The sequence below is a fragment of the uncultured Gelidibacter sp. genome, assembly GCF_947500795.1.
Taxonomy (GTDB): domain Bacteria; phylum Bacteroidota; class Bacteroidia; order Flavobacteriales; family Flavobacteriaceae; genus Gelidibacter.
In genome coordinates this window covers 553,869-572,934 of record NZ_CANMTE010000001.1, presented here as the reverse complement: position 1 = coordinate 572,934, position 19,066 = coordinate 553,869, and the positions used below count along the sequence as shown (strand labels likewise).

General features: G+C 34.5%; 13 protein-coding genes. 10 read left to right on the top strand and 3 right to left on the bottom strand.

Going from position 1 to position 19,066, the window contains the following annotated elements; genetic code table 11:
* Positions 1–260 precede the first annotated feature (260 nt).
* The 3 genes from Q0947_RS02505 to Q0947_RS02495 all read left to right on the top strand — a co-directional run bounded on the left by Q0947_RS02505 (position 261) and on the right by Q0947_RS02495 (position 2,458).
* The gene (locus Q0947_RS02505) at positions 261–815 is read left to right on the top strand and encodes a hypothetical protein (protein ID WP_299390941.1); all 555 of its coding nucleotides are present in this window, start codon (positions 261–263) and stop codon (positions 813–815) included.
* Between the two features lie 61 nt (positions 816–876).
* Entirely contained in the window at positions 877–2,076 is a 1,200-nt protein-coding gene (locus Q0947_RS02500) for an alanine dehydrogenase (protein ID WP_299390939.1), read from the top strand.
* A 1-nt stretch (position 2,077) separates the two neighbouring features.
* Entirely contained in the window at positions 2,078–2,458 is a 381-nt protein-coding gene (locus Q0947_RS02495) for a hypothetical protein (RefSeq protein ID WP_299390937.1), read from the top strand.
* Between the two features lie 52 nt (positions 2,459–2,510).
* Here Q0947_RS02495 and Q0947_RS02490 read toward each other — a convergent pair whose 3' ends face one another.
* Complete coding sequence (locus Q0947_RS02490) at positions 2,511–7,310, bottom strand: T9SS type A sorting domain-containing protein (RefSeq protein ID WP_299390935.1); 4,800 nt, start codon at positions 7,308–7,310, stop codon at positions 2,511–2,513.
* A 226-nt stretch (positions 7,311–7,536) separates the two neighbouring features.
* Here Q0947_RS02490 and Q0947_RS02485 point away from each other — a divergent pair, with 226 nt between their 5' ends.
* The 5 genes from Q0947_RS02485 to Q0947_RS02465 all read left to right on the top strand — a co-directional run bounded on the left by Q0947_RS02485 (position 7,537) and on the right by Q0947_RS02465 (position 13,821).
* Positions 7,537–8,820: an oligosaccharide flippase family protein gene (locus Q0947_RS02485; protein WP_299390933.1), complete on the top strand. Its 1,284-nt coding sequence runs from the start codon at positions 7,537–7,539 to the stop codon at positions 8,818–8,820.
* A 265-nt stretch (positions 8,821–9,085) separates the two neighbouring features.
* Positions 9,086–9,919, top strand: a complete 834-nt coding sequence (locus Q0947_RS02480; RefSeq protein ID WP_299390932.1) for a hypothetical protein — start codon at positions 9,086–9,088, stop codon at positions 9,917–9,919.
* A 235-nt stretch (positions 9,920–10,154) separates the two neighbouring features.
* Complete coding sequence (gene asnB / locus Q0947_RS02475; RefSeq protein ID WP_299390931.1) at positions 10,155–12,062, top strand: asparagine synthase (glutamine-hydrolyzing); 1,908 nt, start codon at positions 10,155–10,157, stop codon at positions 12,060–12,062.
* A complete protein-coding gene (locus Q0947_RS02470; protein ID WP_299390928.1) occupies positions 12,062–13,210 on the top strand; it encodes a glycosyltransferase family 4 protein in 1,149 nt (382 codons plus the stop codon). The genes asnB and Q0947_RS02470 overlap by 1 nt, the downstream gene beginning before the upstream one ends.
* A 2-nt stretch (positions 13,211–13,212) precedes the next feature.
* Positions 13,213–13,821, top strand: coding sequence for a sugar transferase (locus Q0947_RS02465; protein ID WP_299390926.1), 609 nt, complete (start codon positions 13,213–13,215; stop codon positions 13,819–13,821).
* A gap of 12 nt (positions 13,822–13,833) precedes the next feature.
* Here Q0947_RS02465 and Q0947_RS02460 read toward each other — a convergent pair whose 3' ends face one another.
* Positions 13,834–14,490 (bottom strand): HAD family hydrolase, encoded by a 657-nt coding sequence (locus tag Q0947_RS02460; protein WP_299390923.1) that lies wholly within the window; start codon positions 14,488–14,490, stop codon positions 13,834–13,836.
* The gene (locus Q0947_RS02455; protein WP_299390921.1) at positions 14,474–15,445 is read right to left on the bottom strand and encodes an ATP-grasp domain-containing protein; all 972 of its coding nucleotides are present in this window, start codon (positions 15,443–15,445) and stop codon (positions 14,474–14,476) included. The genes Q0947_RS02460 and Q0947_RS02455 overlap by 17 nt, the downstream gene beginning before the upstream one ends.
* 586 nt (positions 15,446–16,031) lie before the next feature.
* On the opposite strand from Q0947_RS02455, the gene Q0947_RS02450 reads away from it, so the two are divergent.
* The gene (locus Q0947_RS02450) at positions 16,032–17,153 is read left to right on the top strand and encodes a DegT/DnrJ/EryC1/StrS family aminotransferase (RefSeq protein ID WP_299390918.1); all 1,122 of its coding nucleotides are present in this window, start codon (positions 16,032–16,034) and stop codon (positions 17,151–17,153) included.
* Entirely contained in the window at positions 17,153–19,066 is a 1,914-nt protein-coding gene (locus Q0947_RS02445; RefSeq protein WP_299390915.1) for a nucleoside-diphosphate sugar epimerase/dehydratase, read from the top strand. Before Q0947_RS02450 ends, Q0947_RS02445 begins: the two co-directional genes overlap by 1 nt.

The following is a 19,066-nucleotide window of genomic DNA, read 5'->3' as shown; positions in this document are numbered from 1 at the left end:
AAAAGCAGAAAATTTTGTAAAAAATTTACCAACTACACCCCGCGTCATTTTTGAAGAGTACGGGAAAACCGTAATGTTTACAAGGGTTAAGCAATTAATTTTAACATTTATTTAACATTTTATTAGAGGTGTTCTATTAAATTTGAATCAATTAATTAATTAAATCCCTTGAATTATGAAAACAAAAAAGTACGTAATTGCACTAGCAATTTTCGGAGGTGCATTGTTCACTGCACAAGCAACAAATCTTATTGATTTACATGGACAACAAACAACCAATGTCGACAGAGCATCTATTAAAATCCCAAGAAGCGGATAAAATTACAATAAAGAAAAAATTTCTTATTGGGAGTATCCTTGCAACATTACTGGCAGGATCTCCCTTTTTGTTTTACCTATATGAATATGTTCCTCCAACTGCAGAATGGGATACATTATTATTTACCTATCATAGTGGTATTTATGAGAATGCCCAAACTGCAATGTGGATTCTCACGGGAAAAGTTATAACTCTTTTCTTTTTAACTATCTGGTTCTTCACTTGCAGACATTGGTGGTATCATTCGCTGTTAGTCCCCATAGTCATGTATATATATCAAATAATTGACGCTATTCTCCAAGACAACACTCCTCTTGATAAGTTTAATATTATTTATATGCTTCCTATAATGGCATTAATAATTCCATCAATTTATTTAGTTAGAGCTAAGGTTTTCAGCAAAATAAATGATGTTGGGAAAACAATGCAGGAATTAGAGGATGAATTTAAAATCAAACCGAAAAGTATTTTTGAAAAACTTGGTGATTATTTCTAATAATTTATTACCTATTTATTAAAAAAAATATTTGTAATTTGAGTTCTTATTTCAAATACAAATGAGCAAATCCATTTCCCCTTTTACTAGAGCACAATTGCTACCTCAAGAAGAGACTCTAGAAATCTATAAAAAAAAAGGAAATCTTTTTATTGGCATCCCCAAAGAAACTTATTTTCAAGAAAAACGGGTCTGTCTAACGCCTGATGCGGTATCCGCTATTGTCTCTAATGGCCATCGGGTTATGATTGAAGCTGGCGCTGGTGATGGTGCAAATTTCAAAGATAAAAGTTATAGTGAAGCCGGTGCCGAAATTACGAGAGACACCGCAAAAGTGTTCTCTTGCCCTATCATTTTAAAAGTAGAGCCGCCATCTCTGGATGAAATTAAGATGATCAATCCGCAGACATTATTAATTTCAGCGCTTCAATTAAAAACACAGAACAAAAAATATTTTGAAACTTTAGCTTCCAAGCGAATTACCGCTTTGGCATTTGAGTTTATAAAAGATGAGGACGGCTCCTACCCTGCTGTCAGAGCTTTAAGCGAGATTGCAGGAACAGCATCCATTCTTATTGCGTCGGAATTATTGTCGAACATGAATGGTGGCAACGGATTAATGTTCGGCAACATTAGCGGCGTTCCACCAACGGAAGTTGTTATTATTGGTGCTGGTACCGTAGGTGAATTTGCTGCACGCTCCGCCATTGGTCTAGGTGCAAACGTGAAAATTTTTGATAATTCCATCACCAAGTTAAGAAGAGTTCAAGCCAATCTAGGACGAACACTTTACACCTCAACATTACAACCAAAAAATTTAGTAAAGGCTTTAAAACGATGTGATGTTGCCATTGGCGCCGTAAGAGGGTCGAATAGAGCTCCTGTTGTGGTTACTGAAGCGATGGTAGACTATATGAAAGCAGGCGCTGTAATTATCGATGTGAGCATTGATATGGGCGGTTGTTTTGAGACGAGTGAGGTTACCACACATGACAAACCTACATTTGAGCATAATGGCGTTGTTCATTATTGCGTGCCTAATATTCCTGCGCGCTATTCCCGATCAGCCTCAGTAACAATCAGTAACATGTTTACGCCTTATCTTTTAAAAATTGCTGAAGACGGCGGAATCGAAAATGCGCTGCGTTTTGATAGAGGTTTAAAAAATGGATTGTACTTTTACCACGGTATTTTAACTAATAAATCGGTTGCCGATTGGTTCGATTTAAAATACAGTGACGTCAATCTCTTAATTTTTTAAAATGAAATTCATTCATCGCTTGGGCTATTATTTAGGTGGCTTTTCTATAGGTTTAATTATTCTAGCATTTTTTTTAAGTGGAAAAAAAACTTCTTGCGCTTACGGTCCAAATGCTAGAACTACCAAAACGATCTCTCTAAAAAAGAAATCTTATTCAGAAGAAGCAATGTACGCCATGCAATCTTTTGAAATGGATACCACAATTGTTTCTGAAATGATCAAACATGGTTCTGTTAATTTTTCTGAAAGTGATACTAAATCTGAACCTTGCAAAACTTACGTCATCGAAAACAGTTTTAAAAAGCAGGATTTTAGGCTGCAAATTAAAAACTGTGACTCGCTGGCAACAATTGAATCTATCGTTCCTTATAAAAACAATTAAGCCACCGTTTTTCAACAGTGGCTTATTTGATTAATTAGATTCTATTAAGGACTTACCTCAATATAATCTTTTTGGTAAGCACGCGGTAATCATCAACCAATTGCAACAAATAAACTCCAGATGGATAATCGGAAAGGTTTAATGTTTTTGCGTAATTCTGGTCGTTACCTTCATTAATTGTTTCTGTATATAATAATTTTCCTGACAAATCGTACAAGTGAATACTTGACAGATTGGTAAGCCCTGAAATCTTAATATTAACATCTCCATGCGTAGGATTTGGATAAATTGTGAAATCCAGTTCTTTCGGCTCTTTTATCTCATCAGAAGTAGGCTGAATAGCTATATTAGGATTTTTACAGTTGACAACCTTAACTAGGACATTATCAGTATCTGAATCTAAGTCATGATACACCTTCACAGAATATTCTGTGTCCTTTTTCGGATCTACCGTAATACTCTTAGTAGTCTCACCTGTACTCCACAAGAATTTACTGTTTTGAGGACCTTCAGCAGTTAACGTTGTGCTTTCTCCTTTACAAATTGTAACGTCTGTACCCGCATTAGCAACAATCGTTTCAAATACATTAACCGTAATCGATTTTTGAGCAACGCAATTGTTTACAAATCCAGTAACCTCGAAAGATGTTGTCGATTTAGGACTAACAGCGATATTTGGTTCTGTTGCACCATTACTCCATTTATAAGTCTTAGCTCCAGTAGCAGATAAAGTGATAAATTCTCCTTTTAGTATGCTAGCCTCTGATCCATTGGTTATGGTCACAATAGGTTTAGCATCTACATAAACAATTACCTCATCAGTATCAGCTGCCTCTCCTTTATAGGCGGTAACCGTATACTTGGTAGTTACCGTAGGATTCACACTTATACTTGGCGTGGTGTCTCCAGTATTCCATAGATAAGTATCTCCGCCTGTGGCTGTCAAGATTGTACTTGAACCATTACAGATATTCTGATCTGGACCAGCATTAGCCCTTACTGCTACTTTATCAGTACTTCCTACATTTACAGTGACGGTATCCGTCGCTTCACAACCATTTGATGTTCCAGTGACAGTATAAGTCTGCGTTACAGTAGGATTTACTGTAATACTCGCGCCGGTAGCGCCGTTACTCCATTTATAACTTTCTGCTCCAGTAGCGGTCAAGGTGACACTCTCGCCTGAATTGATAGATACATCATTTCCTGCATCAACCGTTGGAAGTGTGTTTACTGTTACAATTACATCGTCAGTATCAGAATTCTTCCCTGATGCATTATACGCTGTAACAGTGTAGGTAGTGGTTTCAGTTGGTGATACTTCGATGCTTGCCGTAGTTGCACCTGTACTCCAAAGATAGGTTGAACCCCCTGTGGCGGTTAAGGTCGCACTACTACCGACACATATAGTTTGATCGGTTCCGGCATTAGCAACAACTTCAGTAGAATTTAGAATCGTAACAGTAACTGTATCCGTTGCCTCACATCCATTTGATGTTCCGGTGACAGTATAAGTCTGCGTTGCCGTTGGATTCACGGTAATACTTGCGCCGGTTGCGCCGTTACTCCATGTATAAGTGTCTGCCCCAGTAGCCGTCAAAGTGACGCTCTCGCCTGAATTGACAGACACATCTTTTCCTGCATCAACCGTTGGTAATGGGTTTACCGTAACAATTACATCATCAGTATCAGATTTGTTTCCTGTAGCATCATACGCTGTAACAGTGAAGGTCGCGGTGTCGCTTGGTGATACTTCAATGCTTGCTGTGGTTGCACCTGTATTCCAAAGGTAGGTGGAACCTCCTGTGGCGGTTAAGGTCGCACTAGTACCTTCACATATAGTTTGATCGGTTCCGGCATTAGCAACAACTTCTGTTGAATTTTGAACCGTAACGGTTACAGTATCCGTCGCTTCACAACCATTTGATGTTCCAATTACGGTATAAGTCTGTGTTGCCGTAGGATTCACGGTAATACTTGCGCCGGTTGCGCCGTTACTCCATGTATAAGTTTCTGCTCCGGTAGCGGTCAATGTGACGCTCTCGCCTGAATTGACAGACACATCTTTTCCTGCATGAACCGTTGGTAATGGGTTTACCGTAACCATTACATCATCAGTATCAAATTTGTTTCCTGTAGCATCATACGCTGTAACAGTGAAGGTCGCGGTTTCGCTTGGTGATACTTCGATGCTTGCCGTAGTTGCACCTGTATTCCAAAGGTAGGTGGAACCTCCTGTGGCGGTTAAGGTCGCACTAGTGCCTTCACATATAGTTTGATCGGTTCCGGCATTGGCAACAACTTCAGTAGAATTTAGAATCGTAACAGTAACGGTATCCGTTGCCTCACATCCATTTGATGTTCCGGTGACAGTATAGGTCTGCGCGGCAGTTGGATTTACTGTTATACTTGCGCCGGTTGCTCCGTTACTCCATCTATAAGTTTCTGCTCCGGTAGCGGTCAATGTGACACTCTCGCCTGAATTGATAGACACATCCTTTCCTGCATCAACTGTTGGTAGTGGGCTTACCGTAATAATTACATCATCTGTATCAGAGTTGTTTCCTGAAGCATCATATGCTGTAACTGTGTAGGTAGTGGTCTCGCTTGGCGACACCTTGATACTTGCCGTAGTCGCACCTGTACTCCAAAGATAGGTTGAACCTCCTGTGGCGGTTAAGGTCGCACTAGTACCTTCACATATAGTTTGATCGGTTCCGGCATTAGCAACAACTTCTGTTGAATTTTGAACCGTAACGGTTACAGTGTCCGTCGCCTCACAACCGTTTGATGTACCAATGACAGTATAAGTCTGTGTTGCTGTAGGATTCACGGTAATACTCGCACCTGTAGCTCCGTTACTCCATTTATAAGTTTCTGCTCCGGTAGCGGTCAATGTGACACTCTCGCCTGAATTTACAGACACATCCTGTCCTGCATCGACTGTAGGTAGTGGGTTTATTGTTACGATAACATCGTCTGTATCAGAGTTGTTTCCTGAAGCATCATATGCTGTAACAGTGTAGGTAGTGGTTTCGCTTGGGGACACTTTGATACTTGCCGTAGTCGCACCTGTACTCCAAAGGTAGGTCGAACCTCCTGTGGCGGTTAAGGTAGTGGTTGTACCTTGGCAAATCTCAGTGTCTTGGCCAGCGTTGGCCTTAACGCTGGCGTCTACCGAAAAAACGGTGACGGTATCGGAGGCTTCGCAATTATTTTTCGTTCCTACAACTGTGTATTCGGTGGTGGTTTGCGGGCTCACTTTTATGGTTGGCGTAGTTTCGCCCGTACTCCATACATAAGAATCTGCGCCTGATGCGGTTAAAGTAATCGTTTCTCCCGTATTTATAGTTACATCCTGTCCCGCATTAACTGTGGGCAATGGATTTACAGTTACAATTACATCATCGGTATCAGAATTGTTTCCTGAAGCATCATATGCTGTAACAGTGTAGGTAGTGGTCTCGCTTGGCGACACCTTGATACTTGCCGTTTTAGCCCCGGTACTCCAAAGGTAGGTTGAACCTCCAGTAGCGGTGAGTGTGACGCTTGCTCCTTTACAAAGATCTAAATCTTGTCCTGCATTAGCCTCCACTTTTGCTGCTCCATTAGTTTTATGTCGAAAATCAACAACATAGGTTTGGATAGGTACTCCACCACTACCCCAATCTGACGCATACATAATACGACTTCCACTAGGTGATGGACAAGCTTGTGCTTGATTATCATAAACGGACCACACTCCCCTTGTATGAGTAATTCGTTCAACCCTAGAACCATCCATTTTAACTGCAATGATTTCATCTAAGTAAGGTAACCAACTTGTAGATTTTGAGGTGTTCGTTATAATCCAACCAGGCCTATTTATACTTCTAGCAGAAGCGTGACTTCCATATCCACCAGAAGTTAACACAGTTACCTGACCATCTCGCATCCTTCTTTTTATAATACGACCGTCATCAGGTTTGGACTTCGATGTCCCAACAACAAACTCCTCTCCATTCTGATCAACAGCAACGTCAAAATGACTTGGCCTTCCATACTCACTCCAAAATGGTCCTACTTGATTACCATTTAAATCATAAATTTTTGTTCGATCAGACCCGGTTCCAAAATCAGCATTTACGACAATATAATTACCTAATGGAGACATTGTTATAAAATCAACTTTTACTCCACTCAAATCCAAATCATTATATTTTTTACCGTTGCTAACATCGACGGCAAAAGCAACTGTTTTCCCATCTGAGTTTCTTGTTCCTAGTACACCCACTTTCGATCCGTCCTTAGAAAAGTTCCCTGTATAGGATCCAAAAGTTGTGTTTGAATATCCAGAAAAAGATATTAATGTATTTTGCTGACCATTCACATGATTCCATGTTTTAATCGAACTATTCGTAAGAAGGTACATCAGGTTAGGATTTGTTGGATGCCATCTCTTTTCATTTGAACTTGGCACATTTGCTTTTCCAATAACCTGGTATGTTTGCCCATCTAAAAACAAACTTGAGCCCCAACCACCTCCGGAAGTTTTATTTTGTTCTAAATAAATAAGACTTTCATCGGCATTCCAAGGCTGTCTAACAGAATATCCATGTCGCGCTATATTCCGCCAGACTTCATTAGTGTTAGGGATGCTTGTTCCAACATCTCCACTAATTCTTGTTATTTTAGTATCAAAGACGGGGTCAACAACAGTTTTTAAATATTCTGGTTTTGGCATACTGGGAATAGGCCAGTGTAATTCACTAGAGGTATCTAACTGATAATCTTGTGACTGAGAATTTAACGTATTCAAAAGGCACACAAGCATAATTACCAAAGCAAGTTTGGTTCGTAGGATTGTAATCATTTGCTATTAATTTGAGGCATTATGTGGCGAAATTAATGTAAACACCTTAAAACGACGTTAAAAGCCATTATTTTTCGATAACATGTTATGATATGAAAAATAATTCTTACAAAATCGATTGGATTCACATTGAAAAGACCACTTAAAATTTACTTTCATCGTATATACGTGCATTTCATCGATTTAGATCATCTCAAAATAAATAGTATTTTATATCCTTATATATTTGATAGAACAAATCCCAATCAGCCGAACTATACCCGTGAATTTTAGCTTAAAAAAATATTTTAGATTTATTGAGAATTTTATTTCATTTTCTCTTATTAAAGCTATTGACGCTGTTATTCCATTAATAATTATCCCATACTTAATTTCAGTTGTTGGCACAAAAAATTATGGCATTTATGCATTTGCTTTTGCATTAGTTTTCTATTTAATGAATATTATTCAATATGGATTCACACTATCTGCTGTCAGACTGATTGCAACTAATAGAGATGACAAAAATGAATTAAACCAGATTTACAACAAGGTGTTTACAACCCAGATTTACCTTACTATAGCGGTATTGTTACTTTTAGCAGGGTTAGTAGTTTTTATTGATATATTCAACCGAGATTATATTATCTACTTATTCTTTGTAATTTTAATTATTGGAGAACTTATGACCCCGATATGGTTCTTTTTAGGAGTTGAAAAAATGAGGTATATTACGATGATTAATCTTTTATCTAAATCAACTTTTGCTGTATTGACATTTATTTTTATTCAAAAGGAATCAGATTACATTTTTATTTCATTATTCCAATCTATTGGGTATATCATTTCAGGTATTGCTGCCCAAATCATTATTTTTAAAAGTTTTAAATTAAGTTTTTATATAGCAAAAATCACAGATGTAAAATATATGCTTAAGGATGGCATAAGCGCATTTTTAACACTAATAACTCCAACAATCTATACTAACACTTCAATCTTTTTAATTGGTTTTTTTGGAGTCCCACAATATGTAAGTTATATGCAAATTGGCTCTAAAGTATCTGGAGCGTTTAGTGTACTTAATACGATATTGACCAATATTTTCTTTCCAATTTTAAATAGAAATAAAGGCATATTTAACAAGGTAAAGTACATTTTCCTCTCTATGGGTTTTCTATTATCCTTGATTATGTTTTTCTGCTCTGAATATTTAATTAGCCTGTGGATTCAAGAGGATTATTCTGAGATAGTTTTGGTTGTTAAATTGTTGAGTCCCACACCTCTTTTATCTTCAATTATTTCTATATTTGGTGTAAACGGTCTGTTAATACATAAGAAAGATAGATTATATATGATTATTGTTGCAATAGGTTCAATTTCGGGCCTTTTGTCAGCTTTAATCTTAATTCCTAAATATTTTTATATAGGCGGCGCTATATCCATTGTCACAGCACTAAGTATCAAGGCTGTCTTATCCTTTATATACAATAATCGGGTAGTAAAAGAATTAATCGAACCTAATGAAATTTAGCTTTTATATTTGGTCTCTTTATTTAATCTTATTTCCTTTCTATTTTTTTTCAGAAGGAAATCCTCAAATTGCTGATATTCTAGGTTCTTTATTCATCATACTCAATGGCAAGTCAATTTTAGAAAATCTAACGTCCAACATTTTTACCAAATATTTGTTATATTTTGTCATTTACAGTTTTTTAGTGAATACAACCTTCATGTTGATCCTGGGAAACTTTTATATTTTTAAAAGCAGTATTTTTTATCTATACAGTTTTTTATTTATGATGGCTGTTCTCCAAAAAATTCAACAAAAAGGTTTTATTAAGTTCACAAGAATAGCAATTTTCATAAGCATGCTAACCCAATTAATTGTATGGCAAACTATCCCTGATCAAGGCGTACGGCTTCAACTCCTTTTTAATAATCCGAATCAATTAGCCTTATGGGGACTTTGCATTTTAATTATTATTAATGGCATTTATAGTATAACAAAAGAAAAATATAATTTAACCTTGGCGATTTCTTTTTTGGCTACTTTATTTATTTTCTTATCGGCATCAAGATCTGCAACTGTATGTAGTTTAATATTTTGGCTATTTTTCCTATTCCAATCTAAAAAGAACTTTATTCTCATTTCTTCTGTGGTTACGATTATGTTATTATTGGTGATATCAACCGGAAGTTTCAGTTTAGATAATTTAACCCAAATTAATTATATTTATGAAAGAATTTCAAGTGGAGGAGATAGTGATGGTGGGTTAGGTGAACGAGGGTTTGATCGGATCATTAGATTCCCTCAATATCTTGTTTTTGGTGCTGGAGAAGGTTTTGACTCTCGATTTAATGCCAATTTGGAACTACATTCCACTTTTCTTAATTTGATTTTTAGTTATGGTATTATTGGGTTTTATTTTTATATGAGGTCAATTGCAACGTTATTGTTTAATTCCTATCGGGATATCATTATCCTATTTTTGATACTTAGCATATTTGCTAATGTACATATGACCTTAAGAATTCCATTATTCTGGATTTCATTAGGGGTGTTATTTTATGCAAAAAGGATTAAAAACAACCCTATAGAACCTGAAATTACAATTGAAAAGATTGAGTAATATTTCATCTAAAACTCAAGTCTTTATAAGACTTTACAGGTGTAACTTCATGCACATTCTAACTGAGTTTTAGCTTAAATCTTCATTATTTTTCCTTGAAATTTTAAAGTAATTACTAATATTTAACTCAAACTGCATAATACATTGAAAAACATTTAAATATATAAAATAGATTCATACATTTATAGGTAACACGAACTAAAACAAAAACATAACTTAAAAAGTCAGCTCATCAATGTGTGGAATAAACGGAATAGTAAGCAAGAACAGTAATGATGTTGATTTACTAATGAGTAAATTAACCAAAATGAATCAGCTTATACTTCACCGTGGACCAGATGATGACGGATTTCACGTCGATTCTTGTGATTCCGGCACCGTTGCATTGGCCATGCGTCGTCTATCAATTATTGATTTAAGTACAGGAAAACAACCCATGTATTCTGAAGACAATAAAATTATAATCGTTTTCAACGGAGAGATATACAATTATAAAGCTTTAAAAAAAGAATTAGAAAATGGTGGTGTAACTTTTAAAACAACTAGTGACACAGAGGTTGTCCTTAAACTTTATGAGCAAAAAGGCGTTTTAGCATTTAAAGAATTAGACGGAATGTTCGCTATGTGTATCTATGATAAGACAAAAGATAAAATTCTTATTGCTAGGGATTTTTTTGGTGAAAAACCATTATACTACACAAAGAATAAATCTGATTTTATTTTCGGTTCTGAGTTAAAATCTATAATAAATATCCTTCCTAATAAACCTGAAATTTCAACAGAGGGCCTAAACCTTTACTTTCGATTAACTTATATTCCTGCACCCCATTCTATATATAAGAACATTTTTAAATTACCAAGCAATCACTATATTGATTATGATTTAATTACAGGTACATTTTCTATCCTTGAAATTGAAAAAATAAAAGCTGTTAAAAAGTTAGACATCTCTTTTGAATCTGCGAAAAAAGAAGTGTACAACAAAGTAATGGAAAGTGTTGACAGTAGATCTGTTGCTGATGTATCCATTGGTACATTTTTATCTGGGGGTGTAGATTCTTCAGTAGTCACACATTGTTTGGCAGAACTTTCAGATAAGAAGATAAAAACATTCTCAATTGGTTTTGAAAAAAAGGCATTTGATGAGACTGATAAATCTAAAATAGTAGCCAAACTTGTCAACAGTGATCATCGCGAATTTATAGTAGGAGAAGCGGACTTTAAAAATAGTATCGATGAGATTTTATTAAACTTCGATGAACCTTTTGCAGACTCTTCTGCCCTTCCTACATATTTGGTCTCCAAACATGCTCGAAATCATGTAAAAGTGGCACTAACCGGAGATGGTGGCGACGAAGTATTTGGTGGATACAACAAGTATTATATGGGTAAGTTAAATAATAACTACACCTCTATTGTGCCTGAATTTGCACATAATCAGATCCTTAAATTATCATCTACTGTGCTCAATACTAAGGATGACAACCGAGGGAACAGATTTAAAATAAATAGACTATTAAAAGCATTTAATTACAATGGAAATCAATATTGGAACATTATCTCATTAGCATTTAGCGATTTAGAAAAAAATCAATTATTAAAATCCAATAAAATAATAAACGATGTATTTGCGGAATATAAAGAACTGCTGAATCAGTTCCATCCGAAAAGCTTAACCGACTTCAGAATGGTGGATAAGGAAATTAGCTTAGAAGGAGATATGCTAGTAAAAGTAGATCGAACCAGTATGCTTAATTCTCTCGAATGTAGAGCCCCTTTTCTCAACAAGAACTTATGGCATTTTACTAATTCGTTACCTGAAAACTTCTTATTAAAAGGCTGGAATAAAAAACATATTCTTAAGGAAGCTTTTTCGAATAAGTTCCCGCCTGGTTTTTTGGATAAAACAAAGCAGGGGTTCGGAATTCCTGTTGGTGATTGGCTTAGAGGAAGCTTAAGACCTGAATTGGAGTCGTATATAGAACCTAAATTTATAGAAACTCAAGGTTTATTTAATTATAATTACATTTCTAATTTGGTAAATAATCATATTTCCAGAAAGGAAGACAGAAGTATGCAATTATGGGCTTTCTATGCATTCCAAAAATGGTATTTAAACACCTACGTTATGATTTATCAATAATGAAAAAAATCATACGCATATCAACAGTAGCACAATCTTTAGGCACACTATTGAAAGGACAGTTACGCTTCATGAACAACCATTATGAAATAATTGGAATTGCTAATAAAGCCGATATGCTAGATATTGTTGGCAAAGATGAAGGGATCAGAACAATTGCTGTAGACATGTCTAGAACCATCACCCCTTTCAGGGACCTTAAAAACCTTTATCAACTTTATCTAATTTTTAAAAAAGAAAAACCATTTATTATTCATACTCATACTCCAAAGGCCGGCACCTTAGGCATGTTAGCTGCCCGTTTGGCAGGAGTTCCAAATCGGCTCCATACTGTTGCCGGTCTGCCCCTACTTGAAGCAACCGGTCTAAAGCGTCAATTATTAAACCTAGTTGAAAAAATCACATACGCAAACGCAACCCTTATCTTACCAAATTCATATGGTTTACAATTTATTATTAAGGAGCATAAATTCACTTCTGATAAAAAATTAAAAATAATTGGAAAAGGAAGTTCAAATGGAATTAACACAAATTATTTCAACAAAATCAATATAAGTGCTAGCCTGCAAAATGAATTAAAACAAACTTTAAATATTTCTGATGATGATTTCGTGTTTATCTTCGTTGGAAGACTTGTTGCAGATAAAGGCATCAACGAGTTAATTAGCGCCTTCAAAAGAATTTTTATAAATTACAAAAAAATAAAACTATTATTAGTAGGTTCAACAGAGTCAGAGTTAGACCCTTTGAGCTCTAGAACAATAAAAGAAATTAAATTAAATAAAAACATTATTGCATTAGGGTGGCAAGAAGACGTAAGGCCCTATTTTGCAATTTCAAACGCATTAGTTTTTCCAAGTTACAGAGAGGGTTTTCCTAATGCGGTCTTACAAGCGTGCGCTATGGAGTTAGCTTGTATAGCAACAGACATCAATGGTTGCAACGAAATAATAACTCATAATAAAAATGGTCTTTTAATTAGACCTAAAGACGAAGAATCCCTACTTCAAGCAATGCAATATCTCATAAACAACCCTGACAAAACTAAAGTTTTTGCGAATTCTTCCAGGACAGTAATTTTAAAAAATTATAAAAATGAGATCGTTTGGAAAGAATTATTAGATTTATATCGATCATTAGAAACATAATTATGTATTCCAAATTTATCAAACCATTTATAGATGTCACAGCAACCTTAATAGGTTTAATCTTGATTTCCCCATTATTGATTTTATTAATTATTATATTAAGCATCTCTAATCATGGGAAACCATTTTTCTACCAAACCCGAACTGGCAAAAACTGTAGACCTTTTACAATTATTAAATTCAAAACCATGAATGATAAAACCAATTCTAATGGAGAGCTGTTGCCTGCGCTACAACGTGTAACAAAAATTGGAAATCTTTGTAGAAAATTTTCGTTAGATGAATTACCTCAATTAATTAACATCCTTAAAGGGGACATGAGTTTAATTGGTCCACGTCCACTCTTGCCAAAATATTTACCATATTATAATAAAGAGCAAATTAGGAGACATGAAGTGATGCCGGGAATTACTGGTTGGGCACAAGTTAATGGAAGAAACGCCATAGGATGGGATAAAAAATTTGAGTATGATGTCTATTATGTGGAGCACCAATCATTTCTTCTTGATTTAAAAATAATGCTTAAAACGATCCAAAAGGTGTTGGGAAGAAATGATATTAATAATTCTGAAAATATAAATATGCCAGAGTTCACAGGTTCCAATCAATAGGTTCCTTAATTATTAAATGATTTTTAAATCACTAAAATCAACTATAAAATTTATAGGCAATTCTAATAAATCCATGTATTTATAAGAGTCATGATGAATATTTTTCCCATTATCAACTACAGCAATACATGTCCAACCTAAAAAGTGAGGTCCAATAAAATCTTTCTTTAAATTGTCTGCGATATAATAATACTCCAATCCAGATAAACAAGCTTCAATAGCTTTAAAGTTCTCCACATTTGGTTTTTCAGAACCAAATTCTTCAGAGATAATTATTTTATCAATATATTTCAATATATCTAAACTTTTTAGTTTAGAACTTTGGGTTATAACTCTCCCATCAGTTACAACTCCTATCCTACCCTTATTTGATTTTATTGCCTCTAAAACTTCAATCACACCATTAAACAATTGAATATCTGGATAATGGTTCTGATACATTGAAATCAAACTCTCCTTACTAACTTCATATCGACTAATGAGAAACTCAAAAACATTGATTTTAGATCGGTAAAGAGAAAACATTCTTGAATATAATTGTTTCCAATCTTTAGGTTCCAAGAATAAGGCAATAGACCTATATGCTGATTTTAAAAAATCCAACTCATTATATAAAGTATCGTCCAAATCGAAGACAATTACTGTATTTTCGTTAACCTTTATATCCATGAACTAAAACTTCATCATCATATCGAATCATTAATAAGTCACTCTCCCAGACATCAAATTTGTCGTCAATTGTATTTCCTAATAAATACTCTTCAATGATCCACTGTGAGAAATTAGCACCAGACAAATATGTTAAGGGATACCCACCGCCAAATCGTGGATTAATTTCAATTCCGTAAATTTTTTTATCATTTCTTTTATGAACGAAGAACTGAGAAGTAAGACAACCAACAGCCCCTTCAATGTAACTGAAATTTTCCTTTATAAAGGAATTCAAATAACATCTATCAGTCAAAGCTTTATAAACTTCACCATCCCTAACTTCAATTCTCTTCCTTGGAACAACACATTTTAATTTATGATCTCTACTATAATATAAATCGCATGTATATTCATTGAATTCATTATGATCCAAATATTCTAGGAACATCAATGAAGTATTATTGAGATGATATTCTGTTAATTCACCTCTTGAACGTACTATATAAGTATTCACACTTCGACTCCCATCAAATGGTTTAATAAAAAGTGGAAATTCACAATCCTCTTTAGTATATTCTTTCGCAACGGTTACATTATGTTCTAAAAAGAAATTATGAATCAATCGTTTATCTCTACACTTAACAACAAATTCAACAGAAGAAATAACAACCTCGATTCCCTCGACATTAAAACGTTCTTTACTTTTTGCAAGATGAAGAAGTTCTGTATCAATTGTTGGAATAACTAAGGAAATATCGTGGAATAAACAAAGGTTTATGAGATCATCAATATAATTTGGAGAATCCAAATGAGGCACCTCAAAAAATGCATCTGCAACTTGACATGCAGCAGATAAAATTGGGCTCGCATCTGCCGCAAACACTTTAACTTTTAAACCCGTTTTTTTAATCTCTGATTGAAATGATCTTACAAGAGAAACTCTACGTCCCGCGGACGTTATCAAAATATTCATTCCCATAGTTTATACTACCAATTTATTAAAAATTTAATTATAAATGAGATTTTAACGATATACAACTTAAAATCAGGACATAATAAAAATTAAACAAGTCAAGCATAAGAATCATGGTTCATGTTGTGAATTTATTAATGTAACGATTTCCTTAAATATGCCTATTATATAATATAGTTAATTTTAAACTGCTATAAAAAATTTTGTAACCATAATAACCCAAATCAATAAGGTCACCATAAATTATGCGCAAATACCAAACTAATGTCATTTCAAGCTATTTAGTTTATGTATATTTCATTTTCATAGATAAAATTCCATATGATCTGAACGAAAATTAATTTTTTAAAAGGAAGACTATCAATTTTTATTCCTTACACAATACATAATTAGTTCAGGAACAGGATTTGTTGTTTTTAAAATTTCGAATACATACAACAACGTAAATATCTGCTTCTCATCGTTTTAATTGGGGTTTTATAACATATTAACGCATATTTAACTATACGTTAAAGCATCGTACTAGACCCCTCTATTTACATTAAATGAAATAGCAAATAAACTAATTAAGAAATAGTTATTACTTATGAATCCTAAAATTTGGCTATCATCACCACACATGAGTGGCAATGAGCAATCTTATATAAAAGAAGCTTTTGACACAAACTGGATTGCTCCTTTAGGTCCAAATGTTACTGGTTTTGAAAACGATATTAAAGGCTATCTTGGAGAAGAGACATTTGTATCAGCATTGAGTTCTGGAACCGCTGCTCTTCATCTAGCCCTAATTTTATTAGATGTTAAAGTTGGCGATGAAGTTATTTGTCAGAGTAAAACTTTTTCAGCTTCGGCAAATCCAATTGTTTATCTCGGCGCAACCCCTGTTTTTGTGGATAGTGAAAGAGAGACTTGGAATATATGCCCTATTCAATTGGAAATTGCAATAAAGGACAGGATAGATAAAGGCAACAAGCCTAAAGCTATTATTGCTGTACACCTCTACGGTATGCCATATAACGTTGATAAGGTAATGGAAATAGCATTAAAATATAATATTCCAGTTGTTGAAGATAGTGCCGAGGCGTTAGGAAGTCAATATAATGGTAAGAAATGCGGAACCTTTGGTGATCTTTCAATATTATCTTTTAATGGCAATAAAATAATCACAACTTCAGGTGGTGGCGCATTAGTAACAAAGTCATTGAAAGATAAAGATAAGGCAGTTTTTTTAGCTACACAAGCTAGAGACAACGCTCCTCATTACCTACATTCTAATATTGGTTACAATTACAGAATGTCAAATATCCTTGCAGGAATTGGTCGAGGGCAAATGACTGTTTTAGATAACCATGTTGCCAAAAGGAGATCTAATTATCAATTTTATTCAGACGCTTTTGAAAATAATAGAAACATCACATTTTTAAATGAACCAAAGGGATACTTCTCTAACCGTTGGCTATCATGTATATTACTTAGTTCCAAAAGCATACGAGAAGATTTAAGACTCGCTTTGGATAAAGTGAACATAGAATCCAGACCACTATGGAAACCAATGCATCAACAGCCTATTTTTAAAAATTCGCCCAGCTACATTAATGGAGTTTCAGACGAATTGTTTGACAAAGGCCTCTGTTTACCGAGTGGATCAAATTTGTCCGATGCTGAACTTGAAAGAGTTTTTAAAACGATAAACAAGTTTTTTAATTAATGAAAAATAAAATTTTACATAACATATCTCAAAAGTACGCCTCCAGATGGTTGGTGCTATCAATAGATTTATTGATTGTAACAATTACCTTCTTCATTTCTTATTTTATTAGGTTTAATTTCAAATTTGAATTTGACTTCAATTCGATGTTGATTCAAATTCCTTTTGTGGTCTTTGCAGCAATAGTGAGTTTTATAGCTGTAGGATCTCACAAGGGCGTCGTTAGATTCACAGGTTTTAAGGATATCATAAACATCATAATTGGCGTCAATATTTTGGCTACACTCTTGATTGTTTCGACTTTCTTTAGCCGGAAGTATATTCAAAATGAAATATTTAACGTCCCTGGATCTATCATATATATACATCTCTTACTAAATATTTTTTTTCTAATAGGTTTTAAATTGTTCATAAAGTCTATGTATAATGCACTAAGTAGTGATTTCGTTGACACTAAGAAAATCATGATTTATGGAGCAGGAAATAATGGTATGATAACCTATGACGCGATTAGTAATGACCCTAAAAAAAGTTATATAGTTATTGGGTTTATAGATGACAATGAAAGCAAGGTTGGAAAAAAAATAGACCTTCTCCCTGTCTATAATCTCAAAAGTATAACACCAGAACTGGTTTCAAAAAACCATCTGGAGGAGGTTATTGTCTCAATTCAAACTATTGATCCTCCTCGTTTGCTAAATATAACTGGATATTTATTTGATTTGGGACTACATGTAAAAATAGTACCTCCAGTGCAACATTGGATCGATGGCGATTTAAGTATTGGTCAAATTAAAAATATTAAAATTGAAGATTTATTAGGCAGAGAACCAATATCCATAATTAATCCTACACTTATAAATGAATACGAGAATAAAGTCATACTCATTACAGGAGCTGCAGGTTCCATTGGAAGTGAAATTAGCAGAAAAGTAAGCTTATATAACTATAAAAGGTTGATTCTAGTAGATAATGCAGAATCGGCACTGTATGATGTTCAGCAAGAATTTAATTCAAAAGGCATTTCAAACATTGAAATCGTTGTAGCCGATGTCAGAAACAAACTAAGAATTGATCAAATATTTAATCAACACAAACCCAATGTCGTGTTCCACGCTGCAGCTTACAAGCATGTACCTTTGATGGAAAATAATCCATATGAGGCCGTGAGCGTAAATGTTGGAGGGACTAAAAACGTGACAGACATAGCCGTGAAACATGGTGTAGAAAAATTTGTTTTAATTTCTACAGACAAAGCAGTTAACCCGACAAATGTAATGGGAGCCACTAAACGAACGGCTGAGCTATATGTCACCTGTTTGGGTGAAAAAGGAAAAACTAGGTTTATCACTACAAGGTTCGGGAATGTTCTAGGATCCAACGGATCTGTAATACCTTTATTTAAAAAACAGATTGAAAAAGGTGGCCCTATTACGGTTACTCATAAAGATATTACACGCTATTTTATGACCATTCCTGAAGCCTGTCAACTTGTTTTAGAGGCCGCTGCTATGGGAACTGGTGGTGAAATTTTTGTCTTTGATATGGGAGAACCTATTAAAATATTCACTCTCGCCACAAATATGATCATACTGTCAGGATTACGCTATCCAGATGATATAGAAATCAAAATAACAGGGTTAAGACCAGGTGAAAAGATTTATGAAGAACTTCTGGCCGATGGAGAAAACACTAAGCGTACATATCATGAAAAAATAATGATTGCGAAAACCAGGAATATTGATTCGCATAATTTAGAAGAGCAAATCAATAAGCTCACTTCCATAAATTCCGCGACCCAGCCTTTAGAGATCGTATCTACGTTGAAAGCATTAATTCCAGAATACATCTCAAACAACTCTACTTTTGAAGTTCTTGATGATAAAAAAAATAAAAACCGAATTAATAATTAA